The sequence below is a fragment of the Actinomadura harenae genome (assembly GCF_003696215.1).
Lineage (GTDB): Bacteria > Actinomycetota > Actinomycetes > Streptosporangiales > Streptosporangiaceae > Spirillospora > Spirillospora harenae.
The window spans coordinates 111,753-128,299 of record NZ_RFFG01000012.1 but is presented as its reverse complement, the minus strand read 5'-3'; the positions used below and the strand labels follow the sequence as shown (position 1 = coordinate 128,299).

General features: G+C 72.4%; 13 protein-coding genes. 5 read left to right on the top strand and 8 right to left on the bottom strand.

Annotated elements, in window-relative coordinates:
- Both EBO15_RS09365 and EBO15_RS09360 read right to left on the bottom strand, forming a co-directional pair.
- Positions 1 to 846, bottom strand: an 846-nt coding sequence (locus EBO15_RS09365; protein WP_147481432.1) for a YveK family protein, incomplete at its 3' end; no start/stop codon positions are given.
- Between the two features lie 140 nt (positions 847 to 986).
- A complete protein-coding gene (locus tag EBO15_RS09360; RefSeq protein ID WP_122193930.1) occupies positions 987 to 1,652 on the bottom strand; it encodes a response regulator in 666 nt (221 codons plus the stop codon).
- A 270-nt stretch (positions 1,653 to 1,922) separates the two neighbouring features.
- Here EBO15_RS09360 and galE point away from each other — a divergent pair, with 270 nt between their 5' ends.
- Complete coding sequence (gene galE / locus EBO15_RS09355; RefSeq protein WP_122193929.1) at positions 1,923 to 2,939, top strand: UDP-glucose 4-epimerase GalE; 1,017 nt, start codon at positions 1,923 to 1,925, stop codon at positions 2,937 to 2,939.
- A gap of 318 nt (positions 2,940 to 3,257) precedes the next feature.
- Entirely contained in the window at positions 3,258 to 3,905 is a 648-nt protein-coding gene (locus EBO15_RS09350; protein WP_233616068.1) for a TetR/AcrR family transcriptional regulator, read from the top strand.
- 72 nt (positions 3,906 to 3,977) lie between these two features.
- Here EBO15_RS09350 and EBO15_RS46755 read toward each other — a convergent pair whose 3' ends face one another.
- A complete protein-coding gene (locus tag EBO15_RS46755; protein WP_267898391.1) occupies positions 3,978 to 6,944 on the bottom strand; it encodes a D-alanyl-D-alanine carboxypeptidase family protein in 2,967 nt (988 codons plus the stop codon).
- Positions 6,945 to 7,165: 221 nt separating this feature from the next.
- Between EBO15_RS46755 and EBO15_RS09340 the strand changes: the two genes are divergently transcribed.
- On the top strand, positions 7,166 to 7,747 hold the full coding sequence (locus EBO15_RS09340) for an RNA polymerase sigma factor (protein WP_122193944.1): 582 nt from the start codon (positions 7,166 to 7,168) through the stop codon (positions 7,745 to 7,747).
- A 3-nt stretch (positions 7,748 to 7,750) separates the two neighbouring features.
- Positions 7,751 to 8,788, top strand: a complete 1,038-nt coding sequence (locus tag EBO15_RS09335) for an LCP family protein (protein ID WP_122193927.1) — start codon at positions 7,751 to 7,753, stop codon at positions 8,786 to 8,788.
- Positions 8,789 to 8,791: 3 nt separating this feature from the next.
- Here the strand turns inward: EBO15_RS09335 and EBO15_RS09330 are convergent, their stop codons facing one another.
- Positions 8,792 to 9,940 carry an aminotransferase class V-fold PLP-dependent enzyme gene (locus tag EBO15_RS09330; RefSeq protein ID WP_122193926.1) on the bottom strand — a complete coding sequence of 383 codons (1,149 nt, stop codon included), beginning with the start codon at positions 9,938 to 9,940 and terminating at the stop codon, positions 8,792 to 8,794.
- Between the two features lie 138 nt (positions 9,941 to 10,078).
- Between EBO15_RS09330 and EBO15_RS09325 the strand changes: the two genes are divergently transcribed.
- Positions 10,079 to 12,094 (top strand): ABC transporter ATP-binding protein, encoded by a 2,016-nt coding sequence (locus tag EBO15_RS09325; RefSeq protein WP_122193925.1) that lies wholly within the window; start codon positions 10,079 to 10,081, stop codon positions 12,092 to 12,094.
- 204 nt (positions 12,095 to 12,298) lie between these two features.
- Here EBO15_RS09325 and EBO15_RS09320 read toward each other — a convergent pair whose 3' ends face one another.
- The 4 genes from EBO15_RS09320 to EBO15_RS09305 are packed head-to-tail and all read right to left on the bottom strand — an operon-like array spanning position 12,299 to position 16,293.
- Positions 12,299 to 13,180, bottom strand: coding sequence for an ROK family protein (locus tag EBO15_RS09320; RefSeq protein ID WP_122193924.1), 882 nt, complete (start codon positions 13,178 to 13,180; stop codon positions 12,299 to 12,301).
- The gene (locus EBO15_RS09315) at positions 13,177 to 14,070 is read right to left on the bottom strand and encodes a carbohydrate ABC transporter permease (RefSeq protein ID WP_122193923.1); all 894 of its coding nucleotides are present in this window, start codon (positions 14,068 to 14,070) and stop codon (positions 13,177 to 13,179) included. Before EBO15_RS09315 ends, EBO15_RS09320 begins: the two co-directional genes overlap by 4 nt.
- The gene (locus EBO15_RS09310) at positions 14,067 to 15,035 is read right to left on the bottom strand and encodes a carbohydrate ABC transporter permease (protein WP_233616067.1); all 969 of its coding nucleotides are present in this window, start codon (positions 15,033 to 15,035) and stop codon (positions 14,067 to 14,069) included. The genes EBO15_RS09315 and EBO15_RS09310 overlap by 4 nt, the downstream gene beginning before the upstream one ends.
- A 7-nt stretch (positions 15,036 to 15,042) precedes the next feature.
- Positions 15,043 to 16,293: an extracellular solute-binding protein gene (locus tag EBO15_RS09305; RefSeq protein ID WP_122193922.1), complete on the bottom strand. Its 1,251-nt coding sequence runs from the start codon at positions 16,291 to 16,293 to the stop codon at positions 15,043 to 15,045.
- Positions 16,294 to 16,547: the final 254 nt, after the last annotated feature.

Sequence of the window (16,547 nt, the reverse complement as noted above, 5' to 3'; positions counted from 1 at the left end):
GGCCTTCCGCGCGGCCAGCCGGACCCGCCGGCCCAGCGCCGCCGTCTCCGCCGGCGACCCGCCGGCCAGGCCCAGCAGCGGGACGTCCAGCCGCCGCGCGACCCGGCGCTGACCGGGGACGGTCGGCCGGGCCATCTCCGCGACGACCGCCGCGAGGATCCCGAGGACCAGCCCGCCGAGCCCGGCGACGACCGTCATCATGACCGTCGGGTCGGTCTTGGGCGCCTCGATCGCGGGCTGCGCGATCGAGGCCGTCCCGGTGGTCACCAGCTGCGAGCGCAGGTCGCTCCGGCTCGTCCGCAGGTCGGTGAGCTGGGTCAGGATCCGGTCGGTCGCCGGTCCCGGCGCGGCGGTCGCCTGCTGCCGCTCCAGCGCGGTGATCTGCTGCCCGACCTGGTTCAGCTGGCTCTGGATCGCGCTCTGGTTCGAGGTGTTGATCCCGTCGACGGTCGCGGCCGAGACCGACTGCGCCAGCTTCAGCGCGACGTCCGGGTCCTGGTCCTTGACGGTCAGCTCGACCACCGCGGACGTCCCGAGCCCCTTCACGCCGATCTGCTTGGCCACCTTGTCGGGGTCCCGGTCGAGCCGCCCGTCCTTGATCACCTTGGCGAGCAGGTCGTGCCCGGTGGCGAACGCCTTGGCGGTGCTGACCGCCGCGCTCACCCCGTTGTCCCCGGCGGCCCCGGCGGCGGCCCCGCCCGGCACGACGATCCGGGCCTGCGCGGCGGCGGGCGGCGTCCGCCCGCTCATCACCAGGAACACCGCGACCAGCGGCACCACCGTCGCGACCAGCAGAAGCGCCCAGTAGGTGCGGATCACCCGGGCGGCGACCTCGTCGATCTCCACGGCAACGGCCCCCTCGGCTGGTGCTGACACCGCGAGCGTAGGAAGGCCGCATAGAGATCGAATCGCCCACAAAGACGACTCGGCTACGTCGTTTGCTGGGGGCGCGCGGGGCACGCCCGAGCCCGGCGGGAGCGCGCGGCTCAGGGGTCCTCGGACGGGCGCATCCCGGTGCGCATCGCGAGCGTGATCGCCTCCAGCGCCGAGTGCAGGTCCAGCTTGGCCAGCAGGTTCTGCGTGTGCGTCCGGACGGTGTTGGCCGACAGGCCGAGCCGGCCCGCGATCTCCGCGCGGTTCAGGCCGTCCACCATGCACTGGAGGACCTCGCGCTCGCGCGGCGTCAGGTCGGCGAGGAGCCGGTCCGCGCCGTCCGGCTCGGGCTGCCCCGACAGCAGCCGGCGCAGCACGTCGCCGAGCAGGTCCGGCGGGATCCAGCCGCCGCGCCGCGCCGCCTGCCGGACGACCCCCGCGACCCGCTCGGCCCGCTCGGTCTTCGACAGGAACCCGACCGCGCCCCGCCGGACGCACCGGACGATCGTGTCCACGCCGTCCGCGGCGGTCAGCACCACGACCCGCACGTCCGGATGGCGCTCGCGCAGCCGCGCCAGCACGTCCAGGCCGTTCTCGGGGCCGAGGTCCAGGTCGAGCAGCACGACGTGCGGGCGCTCGGTGGCGGCCAGGGACAGCGCCTGCCGCCCCGCCGCCGCGACGGGCAGGACGACCAGGTCCGGCTCACGGGCGAGCCGGGCCGACAGCGCCTCGGCGAACAGCGCGTGGTCGTCCACGATGAGGACCCGGGTGGGCTGCATTCCGCCACCATCGGCGATCGGCGGCGAGAACGGATCCCGCAAACGCTGTAGACGGCCGTCCGGCAGCGGACACTTTCCCGTTGTCCCTGGTCAGAGCACTCACGCGCGCGGGGTCATTCCGCCTGCGCACACGGACGCGGCCCCCCGCGCGCCGGTTCACGGGCGTCCGGTCCCGGTCAGTTGGTAAACGCGCCGTTGACCTTGTCCGGACCTATGCGGATTCTGTGGTTACCGAGCCACGGGGAGCACACTTCGGTAAGGGGAAGACAAGTGAAGGTCCTGATCACAGGGGGCGCGGGCTTCATCGGCAGCACCATCGCGTCGGCCTTCGCCGAGCGCGGCGTCACACCCGTCGTGCTCGACAGCCTGGTCACCGGGCGTCCGGAGTTCACCGAGGGCAAGATCTTCTACCAGGGCGACATCGGGGACGGCGCGCTGGTCGACCGGATCTTCGCCGAGCATCCGGACATCGCCGTCGCGGTGCACTGCGCCGCGCTGATCGTCGTGCCCGACTCGATGAGCGACCCCGCCCGCTACTACCGCGTCAACCTCACCCGCACCCTGGAGTTCGCCGAACACCTGCGGCGCAACCACTGCGACCGGATGGTGTTCGCGTCCACGGCGGGCATGTACCGCCCGTCCCAGGACCTCTCGGTCACCGAGGCGTCCGATCTCGACCCCCAGAACCCCTACACGCGCTCGAAGGCGATGGCGGAGGCCGCGCTGCGCGACATGGCCGCGGCCTACGGGCTGCGCGTGGTGTCGCTGCGCTACCTCAACCCGATCGGCGCGGACCCGAGGATGCGCACCGGCCTCCAGTCCAGCAAGCCGACGCACGCCCTCGGCAAGATGATCGAGTCCTACGAGTCGGGCGTCCCGTTCCGGATCACGGGCGTGGACTGGCCGACCCGGGACGGCACGGCCATCCGCGACTACATCCACGTGTGGGACATCGCGCGGGCGTTCGTCGCGGCCGTCGACCGGTTCGACGCGATCGTCCCGCCCGCGCGCCCGGCCGGCGCGCCGCCCGCCTACCAGGTCGTCAACCTCGGCACCGGGGACGGCACGACCGTCCGCGAACTGGTCGACGCCTTCCGCGAGGTCGTCGGCGACGACTTCGCCGTGGAGGAGGCCCCGGCCCGTCCCGGGGACGTCGTCGGCGCGTTCGTCGACCCGGCGAAGGCGTGGGAGATCCTGCGCTGGAGGCCCGAGTTCACTATCGGCGACGCCATCCGGCACTCGCTCCAGTGGGCCGAGCGCCGCCGCAGGCTCGACGTCGTCGCCTGATCCTCCGCACGCGGCCCGTCCCTCCGCACCCGAGGCCCGCCCCCTCCGGAACGCGTCCGCGGACGCGTTCCGGAGGTCGTGCGATTGGCCTCGCACCTCGGCCGACCGTGTTCGGCGGGTGGCGTCCCGCGCACGGCCGGTCGCGGCCACGCGCCCTCATCCGCGCGCGCCTCTGCCAGACTCCGCGATGCGGACCCGCGGTCCCCGGCCGGACGCCGGGCCCCGGCCGTCCCTGAACGCCGGGTCTCGATTCGACCGCGCCCCCGTCGGCACGGGCGGATCTGCGGGACAATGGGGCCGTCACAACGAGGAGGCGCGTTGAGCGGCAGTGTGCGTGGCGGGGTGAGCGGCGAGGTGCGGATCACCGTCACCAGGACGTTGACCAAGGATCAGCAGGCCCGCCGCGAGCGGCTGCTCGAGGCGGCCCGCGAACTGGCGGACGAGGGCGGCTACCAGGCCGTCACCATGCACGACGTCGCCGACCGCGCCGGGGTCGCCCGCGCCACCGTGTACCGGTACTTCGCCACCAAGGACCACCTGCTCACCGAGGTCGCCGCCACCTGGGCGCACCGGGTGACCGCCGACATCGACGCGCTCGCCGTCGGCGAGACGCCCACCGAGCGGCTCACCTCGCTGCTGGAGCGGATCGTGGAGATCGCGTCCGGCGAGCTGACCCTCACCTCGGCCATCATCCAGGCCGTGACCTCGGACGACCCGTCCGTCGAGGACGCCCGCACGGTGCTGTTCCTGTTCGTCCGCGACCGGCTGTCCGCGGCCATCGGCGACCCGGTGCCCGACCGGGACGCCGTCGAGATCGTCCTCGGGCACACCCTGCTCGCCGCGCTGGTCGCGCTCACCTCGCTGCGCCGTCCGCTCGACGAGGTCACGTACATGGTCCGCACGTCCGGACGGCTCGTCCTCGCCGGGGCCCTGGCGTCCGAGGAGCAGCGGCCGGAGGCGCCCTGACCGCCTGACGGAACGAGCGTGGCGGCGCTCCCCGTCCGGGGGCGCCGCCACATCGGGGCGTTCGTCCGCCGCTCAGGCGAGGCGGAGCAGGCGGTGCAGCAGGGACGGCTTGCCCAGCGGCGCGTCCAGCGCCAGCGGAACGCGCGCCGGACCCGCCGTCAGCGTCCCGACCTTCGCGCCCTGCGGGGCCGAACCCGGCGGATCCCCGGCCACCCCGAACGGCACGGTCAGCCCCGGCCACCCGACCACGGTCACGGCCTTGGCCGCGCGCAGCCCGGCGCCGCCGCCGAGCCCGTCGTCCACCTTCGCCACCCGGCTCCCGGACGGCGCGACCGTCGCGCTGACCAGCGCGTTCCCGGCCGCCGCGACCAGGGGCTGCGCCGCGTGGATCGCGCCCATCGCGCTCGGCGACGGCTGGTTCATGACCGCGCCGAGGATCAGCGTGTCCACCCCGCCGACCTGGCGGCGCGCGGCGAACACGAAGTTGCCGCCCGCCTTGTCGGTGTAGCCGGTCTTGCCGCCGACCACGCCGGACTGCCCGAGCAGGACGTTGCCCGCGTTGCGCGCCGGGCCGCCCTCGGCCGGGACGTAGGAGCGCAGCGCGACGGACTCGGCGAACGCGGGCAGCTTCATCGCCGCGCGCAGCAGTTTCACCTGGTCGGCGGCCGTGCTGACGGTCGCCGAGTCATAGCCGCTCGGGTCGGTGTAGGTCGTGTTCGTCATGCCGAGCGACCGCGCCGCGTCGTTCATCCTCTGGACGAACGCCTGGTCCGAGCCGGTGTCCCAGCGGGCCAGCTCGTGCGCCACGTCGTTCGCCGAGATGACCAGCAGCGCCTCCAGCGCCTTGCGCTGGGTGAACTGCTGGTTCGCGTGGATCCCGAGCAGCGACTCGCCGCGCTTCCTGCGCCCCGGCATCTCGGCCACGCCCTGCGGCGTCACGGTGAAGGTCGGCCCCGACTCGCCACTGCGCAGCGGCCGGTCGCGCAGGATCACGTACGCCGTCATGACCTTGGCGACGCTCGCCGTGGGCGTCGGCGTCGGCGCGCCGGACGACCCCATCGCGCCCAGGCCGTCCACGTACACGGTCGCCTGCCCCGCCTTCGGCCACGGCAGGGCGGGCCGCTGACCGGCGAAGGTGTGGCTCGCGCTGGACAGCGTGAGCGCCAGCGACGCCTCCGGCACCGGCCGTATCAGCTGCCCGGCCACCACACCGCCGACCAGGACGAGCACGGCCACCAGCGTGATCACGAGGCGGCGGCGTCCCTTCCGGGGCTCCTCCTCGTACGCGGGCGCGTCCTCGCGGGCCGCCCGGTGGTCCGCGTACTGGTCGGCGTACTGCTCCGCATAGGGCTGGCGCTGCTGCGTGTGGTGCGGCTGCGGCTGCTGCGTCTCATACCCGTACTGCGGCTGCCGGGCTTGCCGAGGCTGCGGGGACGGCTGAGGCTGGGGCTGGGGGGCCTGCTGGGGCTGCCGCGGCTGGACGCCCACCGCGTACTGGGACGGGTTGATCGGCGGGTCCATGCGCGTGACATCGGCGCCCCAGATCTGGTCCTGGGCGGCCTGCGCCTGCGCGCGCAGCCGCGCCTCGGCCTGCGCGTCGGTGTGCGCCTGCGCGGTGAACCGGGGCGCGATCGGCTGGTCGACGCTCGTCCGCGGCCCGGCCGGAGCCGGCGGAGCGGCCGGGGGAGCGGCGTGGGAGGCGGGCGCGACCGGATGCTGCCCGCTCACCCGGGGCTGCGCCGGGTGCTGCCCACTCGCGCGAGGACCCGCCGGGTGCTGACCGCTGGTCTGAGGCGTGACGGGGTGTTGTCCGCTGCTCTGAGGCGTGACCTGATGCTGACCGCTGGTCCGGGGCGTGACCGGGTGCTGGCCGCTGGACTGGGGCTGCGCACCCGGCTGGGGCGGCGTGGCCTGGTGGCGGCCGCTGGAACGAGGCGCGTTCTCGTGAGGACCACTCGTCCGGGGAGCGGCCTCGTGACGGCCGCTGTGACGGGGGTCGGCCTCGTGGGGCTCGCTCGTCTGAGGCGGGGCCCCGTGCCGCCCACCAGGGCGCGGGGCGGCTTCGCGCGGGCCGCTCGTCCGGGGCGTGGTCTCGTGAGAGCCACTGACGCGAGGCGTGGCCGGGTGCGTTCCGCTCGTGCGGGACGTCCCGGACGGCTCGCCTCCCGCGTCCGGACCGGACGGGTGGGATCCGCTGGTGTGCGGGGTGGCAGGGGGCTGACCGCCGGAGCGCGGGGCATCCTCCTCGTGCGCGGGCGCGTCAGGCTTCGGGGCCCGAAGAGTGGGCAGCCGGTCCTCGACCGTCGGCGCCGCCGACCGGAAGGGCTTGGACTCCGGCCGCTTCGGCGGCTCCGGGCGCTCAGGCTGCTGCGGAGGCTCGGGCTGCTGCGGAGGCTCAGGACGCTCTGAGCGCTCTGCACGCTCAGGGCGCTGCGGGGGTTCGCGGTGCTCAGGGCCCTCGGGAGTCTCCGCGGGCTCCGGCGGCTCCGGCCGCTCCACGGATTCCGGGTGCTCGGCGGGCTCCGGCTCCGGGGCTTCCGCGGGCTTGGGGCGTTCCACGGGCTCCGGGCGCTCCTGGACCTTCGGGAACGCGACCGTCCACTGCCCGGACGACTTGGACGCCTGCATCGGATGCGGGCCCGACTCGCGCGACGCGCGCGAGGATTCGCCCCCGTCCGGCTCGGGCGCCTCGGGGACCTCGGGAGCCTCAGACACCGCAGGAGTCGCAGGAGTCTCGGAAGCCGCAGGCGCATCGGGAGTTTCGGCGGGCTCGGCGGACTCGGGCGCCTTGGCGGGCTCGTCCGGGGCGTCCCGCTCGGTCGGTTCGGCCTGGTCAGGCTGCTCGGGCCGGTCGGCGTCCTCGGCCGGAGCGTCGGCGGCGGCGTCCGAGGCGTCCTCGGCAGCGACGGTGTCCGAGGCGTCCTTGGTGGCCGCGGCGTCCTCGGCGGTGCCTGTGGCGTTCGCGGTTCTGGCGTCCTCGGTCGTCTCCGACCGGGCCGGTTCCGTCTCGTCCGGCCGGTTCTGGGCGTCGTCCGTCACGCCGCGTCCTCCTGCTCGCCCCTTAAGCGGAAGAGCGCGGACCTGGACCGAACCCCCGCGTCCGAGTCCTCGCGCTCACCTCTGGGAAGATGCGCAGGTTATCCCGAAAGTTCACTTCGTTATCAATTGGTGATCTTGGAATCGTGAACCCGGGCGGGCCCGGACGGCAAGACACGGTCGACAACGAGCCCGCTACCCCCGGGAAGGCCGTGGTGTCCACGATGACCGCCCCGCCCGCCGTGACGGCGGACGACGCGGAGCTGATCCGCCGGTCGCACGACGATCCGGAGACGTTCGCCGCGCTGTTCGACCGCTACTCCGGGATGCTGTACCGCTACGTGTCCCGGCGGCTCGGCCCCGAGACCGCCGAGGACCTGGTCGGGGACACCTTCCTCGCCGCGTTCGGCGGACGGCACCGGTACGACCTGTCCCATCCGGACGCCCGTCCCTGGCTGTTCGGCATCGCCACCAAGATCATGGCGCGGCACCACCGGCGTGAGGCCGCGCACTACCGGGCGCTGCGCCGCAGCCCCGTGGACGGCCCGGACGACGGCCCCGCCGACCGGGTCGCGGCGGGCGTCGCGGCCTGGGAGTCCCGCGCCGAGCTCGCCGGGGCCCTCGCCGCGCTGCCCCGCCGGGACCGGGACGTCCTGCTGCTGGTGGCCTGGGGCGACCTGAGCTACGAGGAGGTCGCCTCCGCCCTGTCCATTCCCGTCGGCACCGTCCGGTCGCGCCTGAACCGGGCCCGCCGCAAGGTCCGCGCCGCGCTCGGCGGCGTCGACCCGACCGCTGAGGAGGGCTGAGCCGTGGACGACCTCTCGCCCCTGCGCGACCTCGGGCGCGCTCTCGAGCACGATCCGCCGCCGTCGCTGGCCCGCCAGCGGTCCCGGCTGACCGACGCCGCGCACGCCCCGCGGCGCCGGCGCCTGCGTCCGCGCGGCTGGACGGCGCTGGCCCTCGCCGCCTGTGCGGTCGCGGCGCTGCTGATCGTCCCGTCCGTCCTGCTGCGGTCCGGCGGTCATCACGGCAGGGCGCTGAGTCCGCTCGGGCGCGTCGACGACCGTCCGCTGAACGTCCTCGTCCTCGGGTCGGACGCGCGGGGGGCGGACGCCGTCCACCGCGATTCCGCCCGCTCGGACACGATGGCGCTGGTCAGGCTGCCCGCCGGCCGCGCGCGCGTGACCGTGGTGAGCCTGCCGCGCGACCTGGTCGTGCAGCTGCCCGCGTGCGTCCGCCCGGACGGCCGGAAGACCAGGCCGGGCCCGGGACTGATCAACTCGGCGTACTCGATGGGCGGTGTCTCCTGCGCGATCAAGACGGTGGAGGCGGTCACGTCCGTCCGCGTCGACCAGGCCGTGGTCGTGAACTTCAAGGGCTTCGCCCACATGGTGGACGTGCTGGGCGGAGTGACCGTGACACTGCCGAAGAGCGTGAACGACCCGGCATCAGGCCTTCACCTCAGCGCGGGCAAGCACAAGCTGGACGGCAAGGGCGCCCTCGCGTACGCGCGCGTCCGGCACGGCATGGGTGACGGCTCGGATCTCGACCGCATCAAGCGCCAGCAGAGGCTCATGGCCGATCTGTACGGTGAGGCCTTGCACATGCTGACGAGCAACCCGATCCGGTTCGCCCAGTTCCTCAAGGCGGGCGCGGATTCGGTGAAGACCGTCCCTGGGCTGGACCTGGCGGGCATGAAGGCGCTGGCCGAGAGCTTCAAGCGCACCGATCCGTCCAAGGCGCACTACACGACCCTGCCGTACCGCTTCTCGCCCAAGGACCCCAACCGCCTCGTGGTGAACGAGCCTGCGGCGGCCCGCGTGCTCGCCCCCTTCAAACAGCCGTGACCGTCAGATGAGGGCGAGAAGGCGCTCCAGCTCGTCCTCGGTGTTGTAGTAGTGCACGGAGGCCCGGACGACCGCATCCAAGGCGTCCGGGTCATATCCGTGCTGGCGAGGCTTGCTGACGTTCAGGTTGATGCCTCGTGCGCGCGCGGTCTCGACGATCTCGGCGGGCGTCCGGCCGTCCACGGTGAAGGTGACGATGCCGGACCGCAGGACGCCCTGGTCGTGGATGGTCACGCCCGGTTTCGCGGCCAGTTCCGCGCGCAGGAGCGTGGCGAGGATGTCGATGCGGGACGCGATGGCGTTCATGCCGAGGGCGTTCGCGTAGTCGGCGGCGACGCCCAGCCCGATCTGACCGGCCACGAACCGTTCCCACGTCTCGAACCGCTTGGCGTCCGGCTGGATCTCGTACCGGTCGGGCGCGTGCCGGATCGCGGAGGCGTTGTCCAGGAACGGCGGTTCGAGCTGGGGGAGGACGTCCGCGCGCGCGTAGAGGAAACCGGTGCCACGCGGCCCGCGCAGGTACTTCCGCCCGGTCGCGGACAGCAGGTCGCAGCCGATCTCGTCGACGTCGACCGGGAGCTGCCCGACCGACTGGCACGCGTCCAGCAGGAACAGCGCGCCCGCCTCCCGGCACAGCCGCCCGACGTCGGCGGCCGGGTTGATCAGCCCGTTGGACGTCGGGACGTGGTTCAGCGAGACGAGCCGCACGCCGCCTTTGCGGAGCTCGGCCTCCAGGGCGTCGAGGTCGATCGTGCCGTCCGCGTCGTCCGGGACCACGTCCACCCGGACGCCGCGCTGCATGTAGGCGATCGCGTTGCTGGCGTACTCGTTCGTCGTCGTCAGGACGCGCTCACCCGGCGCGAACGCGATGCCGTAGAAGGCCATGTCCCAGGCCCGGGTCGCGTTCTCCACATAGGCGATCTCGTCGCGGCGCGCGCCGATGAGCCCGGCGACCGCGTCGTAGAAACGCTCGACGGCCTGGGCGTTCTCGGTGGCGGCCTCGTAGCCGCCCGTCATCGCCTCAAGCTCCAGGTGCCCGGTGACGGCGTCCATCACCGGACGCGGCGGCAGCGCGCACCCGGCGTTGTTGAGGTGCGCGACGCGCGCGCATCCGGGCGTGTCGTTCCGGACCTTCGCGACATCGATCGTCATGTTCGAGAACCGTACCTCGCGGATTGTCGGACCCTTCGGGCAGAGTGGTGCGGCGAGCGGAGTTGACCTCAACATTTGTTGAGGTTCCAGGATGGGTCTCCGACGCATCCCGACCACTCGACGACGGGCAGACCGCACATGAGCATGGAAGTGACCGCGTGGCACTCGCTGCGCCACGCGATGAACGCGAAGGACGAACGCCGTCCCTTCTCCAGGGCGACGATGCGCCGCATCGCGGCGTTCGCACGCCCGCACTCCCGCAGGATCACCGGATTCCTGCTGGTCAGCGTGATGCTTGCGGTGATCACCGTGGTGACCCCGGTGCTCGCCGGGCGCGTCGTCAACGCGATCGTCGGGCACCGCTCGTCCGGCATGGTGGTCGGCCTCGCCGTCGCCATCGCCGCGCTCGCCCTCGCCGAGGGCGGCCTCGGCCTGGTCAACCGCTGGTTCTCCGCGCGGATCGGCGAGGGCCTCATCCTCGACCTGCGCACCGCCGTGTTCGACCACGTCCAGCGCATGCCGGTCGCGTTCTTCACCCGCACCCGCACCGGCGCGCTGGTCTCCCGGCTCAACAACGACGTGATCGGCGCGCAGCGCGCGTTCTCCGACACGCTGTCCGGCGTGGTCAGCAACATGGTCACGCTGCTGCTCACGTTCGCCGTGATGGTCGGCATCTCCTGGCAGGTCACGTTGCTCGCGCTCGTCCTGCTGCCGGTGTTCGTGCTGCCCGCGCGCCGCATGGGCCGCCGCCTGGCCGGGCTGCGCCGCGAGGCCGCCGCCAACGACGCCGCCATGTCCACGCAGATGACCGAGCGGTTCTCCGCCCCCGGCGCGACCCTGGTCAAGCTGTTCGGACGGCCCGCCCGCGAGTCCGCCGAGTTCGCCGTCCGGGCCCGCCGGGTGCACGACATCGGCGTCCGCACGGCCATGCTCCAGCACGTGTTCATCACGTCCCTGACGGTCGTGTCCGCGCTGGCGCTGGCGCTCGTCTACGGCCTCGGCGGGTTCCTGTCGCTGCGCGACCAGCTCGACGCGGGCGCGGTCGTCGCGCTCGCGCTGCTGCTCACCCGGCTCTACGCGCCGCTCACCGCCCTCGCGGGCGCCCGCCTGGAGATCATGAGCGCGCTGGTCAGCTTCGAGCGCGTCTTCGAGGTCCTCGACCTGGAGCCCCTCGTCAAGGAGAAGCCGGACGCCGCCCCCGCCCCCGAGGGCCCGGTCGCGGTCGAGTTCGACCACGTCCGGTTCGGCTACCCGTCCGCCGACAAGGTCTCGCTCGCCTCCCTGGAGGAGGTCGCCGCCCTCGACGCGCGCGGCGGCGTCGAGGTCCTGCACGACGTGTCGTTCCGCGCCGAGCCCGGCCAGATGATCGCGCTCGTCGGGTCGTCCGGCGCGGGCAAGTCCACGATCGCGCAGCTGCTGCCGCGCCTCTACGACGTGGACGAGGGCGCCGTCCGGCTCGGCGGCGTCGACGTCCGCGACCTGTCCTTCGACGCCATCCGCGAGACGCTCGGCATGGTCACCCAGGACGGCCATCTGTTCCACGAGTCGATCCGCGAGAACCTGCTGCTCGCCCGCCCCGAGGCCGACGAGGACGAGATCTGGGACGTCCTGCGCCGCGCCCGCCTGGACGACCTGATCCGCTCGCTGCCCGACGGCCTCGACACCATCGTCGGCGAGCGCGGCTACCGGCTGTCCGGCGGCGAGCGCCAGCGCCTCACCATCGCCCGCCTGCTCCTCGCGCGCCCGCGCGTGGTGATCCTCGACGAGGCCACCGCGCACCTCGACTCCACGTCCGAGGCCGCCGTCCAGGAGGCCCTCGCCGAGGCGCTCGACGGCCGCACCTCGATCATCATCGCCCACCGGCTGTCCACCATCCGCGCCGCCGACCAGATCCTCGTCATCGAGTCCGGCCGCGTCGTCGAGCGCGGCACCCACGAGACCCTGCTCGCCGAGGGAGGCCGCTACGCAGAGCTCCACAGCACCCAGTTCGCCGACCAGTCCACGTCCGCCGACCGGTCCCCGACCACTGAGCCATCTCCGACCACGGAGCAGCCTCCGACCACGGAGCAGCCTCCGACCACGGAGCAGCCTCCGATCACGGAGCAGCCTCCGACCACGGAGCAGCCTCCGGCCACGGAGAAGGCCCTGGCCTGACCGCGTTCCACCGGCCCGCACCCCCAGACCGGACGGCGACCCGCGAGCCGCGCCGCTCCGACCGGATCCGGTCCGTTCCACTTCCCTGGGAACGGGCCGGATCCGGGATGTCCCCAGGGAGGCCGAAGCCGGACGATGGCCGCCGTCCTGCGAAAGCGACGACCACCGCCCGGGGTTCCGAAAGGCCGCGCCGGCGGCCTGGGATCAGGGCGTGACGAGGCGCTGGGCGAGCACCGCGGCCCCGTGCATGCCCGCCAGGGGCCCCAGTTCGGCCGGGACCAGGGGCGGGGGCGTGCGGAAGGTCAGGCGCGGGACGAGGCGTTCGGCGAGCGGCGGCAGGAGCGCGTCGCCCGCCTCGGCCAGTCCGCCGCCGAGCACGATCCGGGACGGGTCGAGCATCAGCGTCGCGGCGGCCAGCGCGTCCGCGAGGGTGTCCAGCGCGAGCGACCAGACCTCGGCGCAGCGCTCGTCCCCGGCCGCGGCGCGCCGGACGACCTCCTCCGCCGGGATCCCGCCCGCGCGCCGCGCGATGGACGCGGCGGACGCGTAGGTCTCCAGGCAGCCCCGGTTCCCGCAGGCGCACGGTTCGCCGCCGGGCCGGACGACGACGTGCCCGATCTCGCCGCCCCACCCCGACGACCCGGGATAGGGCGTGCCGTCCAGCACCATCGCCGCGGCGATGCCGGTGCCGATCGGCAGGAACAGGAAGTCGCCGCCGGAGCGGCCCGCCCCGCGGACGGCCTCGCCGAGCCCGCCCGTCCGGACGTCGTGCCCGAGCGCCACGGGCAGCCCGAGGCGCTCGGCCGCGAGCTTGCGCAGCGGCACGTCCCGCCAGCCGATGTTGGACGAGTTGACCGCCGTTCCGGTCGCCTCGTCCACCAGGCCGGGCACGACGATCCCGGCGGCGGTGACGCCGGGATCGCTCGCGGCCAGCTCGGCCGCGAAGTCCAGGATCGTCCGGACGACCGTGGCCGGCCCGTGCTCGCGTCCGGTGGGACGGCCCTCGGTGCGGAGGACCGTCCCACCGGAGTCGATCAGCGCGCCCTTCATGGACGTCCCTCCGACGTCCAGGGCGACGACCGTCATTTGACGGAGCCCGCGGTGAGCCCGCCGACCAGGTACCGCTCGATAAAGACAAAGAGGATCACAACGGGCACGATAGCGATGACCGAGGTGGCGAAGAGAAACTGCCAGTGCGCCTGGTACTGCGTCACGAACGACGGAGCCACCACGGTCAGGGGTTTCCGGTCGGGGGAGACGGTCACGGTCAGCGCGACGATGAACTCGTTCCACGCCGCGATGAACGTGTAGACGATCGCCGTGACCACGCCCGGCATGGAGATCGGCAGGGTCACCCGGGCCAGCGCCGCCATCCGGCCCGCGCCGTCCAGGAACGCCGCCTCCTCCAGCTCGCGCGGGATCGACGAGAAGTACCCGTGCAGGATCCACACGCAGAACGGCAGGTTGAACGCGGCGTTCACCAGGATCAGCGCGAGCAGCGTGTCGGTGAGGTTGAGCGCCACCATCTCCCGGTAGATGCCGATGACCAGCGCCGTCGGCGCGAACATCTGCGTCACCAGGACGAGCAGCAGGAACGCCCCGCGCCCCCGGAACCGGTTGCGCGCGGTGTAGTAGGCGGCGGGAAGCGCGCACAGCAGCGTCACCAGGGTCGACGCGACCGCGACCTCCAGCGACACCGCCAGCGCCTGCCCGACGCCGGTGCCCTTCCACACGTCCGCGTAGTTCGACCACTGCCAGTGGGACGGCACGTACGAGCCCGGCGAGCGCGTGAGGTCCGACGGCGTCTTCAGCGACGTCAGGAACATCTGCAGGTAGGGCAGCACGAACAGCAGCCCGACCAGCCATCCGACGGCGGTCAGCAGCACCGTCCGCAGCCGCACCGGCCGCCGCCCGGCCCGCCTGGCCCGTCCGGCCTGTTCGCCCGAAGAGGCCGTCGCGGTCGTCCGCTCGCTCATCGCGTCTCCTCCCGCCAGCGCGAGAAGGACAGGTACAGCGCCACCATGACCAGCACGAGCGCGAAGTTGATCACCGACATCGCCGCGGACTCGCCGACGTGCTGGTCGGAGAAGGCCAGCTTGTACATGAACGTGGTGGTGGTGTCGGTGTCGTTGCCCGGCCCGCCCCCGGTCATCTCGTAGATGATCGGGAACGAGTTGAACACGTTGATGACGTTGATGATCCCGGCGATGAGGACCGCCGGGCGCAGCAGCGGCAGCGTGATCTGGAAGTACGACCGCCACGGGCCCGCGCCGTCCACCCGGGCCGCCTCGTACACGTCCGCGGGGATGGTCTGGAGACCGGCGAGGATCACGAACGAGGTGAACGGCAGCGACACGAACACCGCCACCCACATCATCCAGAGCATCGCCTGGTGCGGGTCGCCCAGCCAGTTGTGCGGACGGTCGATCACGTGCAGGTCGAGCAGCGCCCGGTTGACCAGGCCGGAGAAGTTGTCCAGCATCCACTTCCAGATCAGCGCCGTCATCAGGACCGACGCCGCCCACGGCACGATGACCGCCCAGCGCACCACGCGGCGGCCGGGGAAGCGGGCGTTGAGGAGCTGCCCGAGCGCCAGCGACAGCAGCAGCGTGACGACGACCACGCCCGCGACCCACAGCACCGTGCGGAGCAGGACGGGGATCAGCGCGTCCTCGTCGAACAGGTCGGAGTAGTTCCGGACCCCGTTCCAGCCCTGGGTCAGGCCGGACGAGGTGATCTTCTGGAGCGAGGTGCGGGCCATCTCCACGACCGGCCACAGCACCACGAAGGCGATGAGCAGGATCGACGGGCCGAGCCACAGCAGGGGCGCGAGCTTGCGCAGCGCCCGCAGCGCGGCCGGGGACGCGGCCCCGGAGCGGGGGGCTCCGGGGACCGCGTCCGCCGGGGGGCTCACGTCGCCCGAGTCAGGGACGTCGTGCACGGCTCGATCAGCCGGCCTTCTCGGCGGTCTTCTGGATGTCGCCCAGAACCGCCTTCGGGTCCTTGTTGGCGACGGCCGTGCCGAGCTGCTGCTTCACCGCGCCCGCGACGGCGCTCCACGCCGGGTTGCCGGTCGGGGCGAACTTGCTGGTGGGCAGCGCGTCCACGAACTGCTTGAAGTACGGGTCGGCGCTCAGCGCGTCACCGGCGGACTTGGTCACCGGCAGGAAGTTCTCCAGCTTGAGGAACTTGCTGGTGTTGTCCTTGTCGTAGAAGAAGTCGAGGAACTTCCGCACGGCCTCCTTGTTCTTGCCGTCGTTCCGCTTGAACGCCGCCAGGATGTCCATGACGCCGAGCGTGTTGTGCTCGGTGCCGGCCTTGCTCGGCAGCGGGGCGATGCCGTAGTTCAGGTTCTTGTTGACCGGGTCGATGAATCCGGCGCGGGTGAACGGGCCGCCGATCGACATGCCGACCCGGCCCTGCGCGAACTGGTTGAACACCGTCTTGCGGTCGGTGCTCTCCGGGTTCGGCTGGGTCAGCCCGGACTTGTTGAGGTCCTTGAGGAAGTTCAGCGTGTCGATGTTGGCCTGCTGGTCGATCGCCCATTTCCCGGACGCGTCGACCCAGCCGCCGTTGTTGTTCATCGCCCACGAGTAGAACTCGGCCTGGGCCTCCTCGGGCCCGAGCGGCAGGCCGTAGCCGATCTTCCCGCCCGCCTTGATCTTCTGCGCGTCGGCCTTCACGTCCGCCCATGTCTTGGGCGCGTCGCTGATTCCGGCCTTCTTGAACAGGTCCTTGTTGTAGAACATCAGCCGCGCGCTGGAGATGAACGGCAGCGCGTACTGCGTCCCGTTGTACTTGGCCTGCTCCACGAAGGTCGGGGAGAAGTCGCTCAGCGTGTTCGGCGAGACCACGTCGGACGCCTGGTAGATCAGGCCGTCCCGGGCGAAGTCGGAGAACGCGTTGTAGTTGAGGACGTCGGGGACCTGCTTGGTCTGGACATAGGTCTTGACCTTGGCGTCCATCTGCGTCCAGTCGACCATCTCCAGGTCGACCTTGTACCCCGAGTTCTTGGCCTCGAAGTCCTTGATCAGGCCGTCCCAGTAACCCTTGGTGTTGTCGTCGTAGATGGCCGCGACGAACTTGATCGTCTTGTCGGAGCCGCCGTCCCCGCTCGACGAGCTGCCTTTGCTGCAACCGCTGACGCCTACGGCGACCGTGAGGCCCGCGGCGATGGCGACCGTGAGATGCCGTTTCATCTGGTCCCCGCCTTCTCCACGCACATGAAAGAATGTGCGCGGTACGAATGCACTGTGAGCAGAAACGCGCGTGGCCCGACGATAAGAGGTGGTCCGTACCAGTTCAAGGGGCGGCTTACCCACGAGTCTCAACCGTTATCGGCTATCTTGCGCTGGTCTGTGCTGGTATGTGCCATACGCAGGACTGGTCCGGTTCTTCGTCACCGTCCGCCCGGGATTGCGGTCCGGCACCTAATCACCATTGCGTCCGCGCC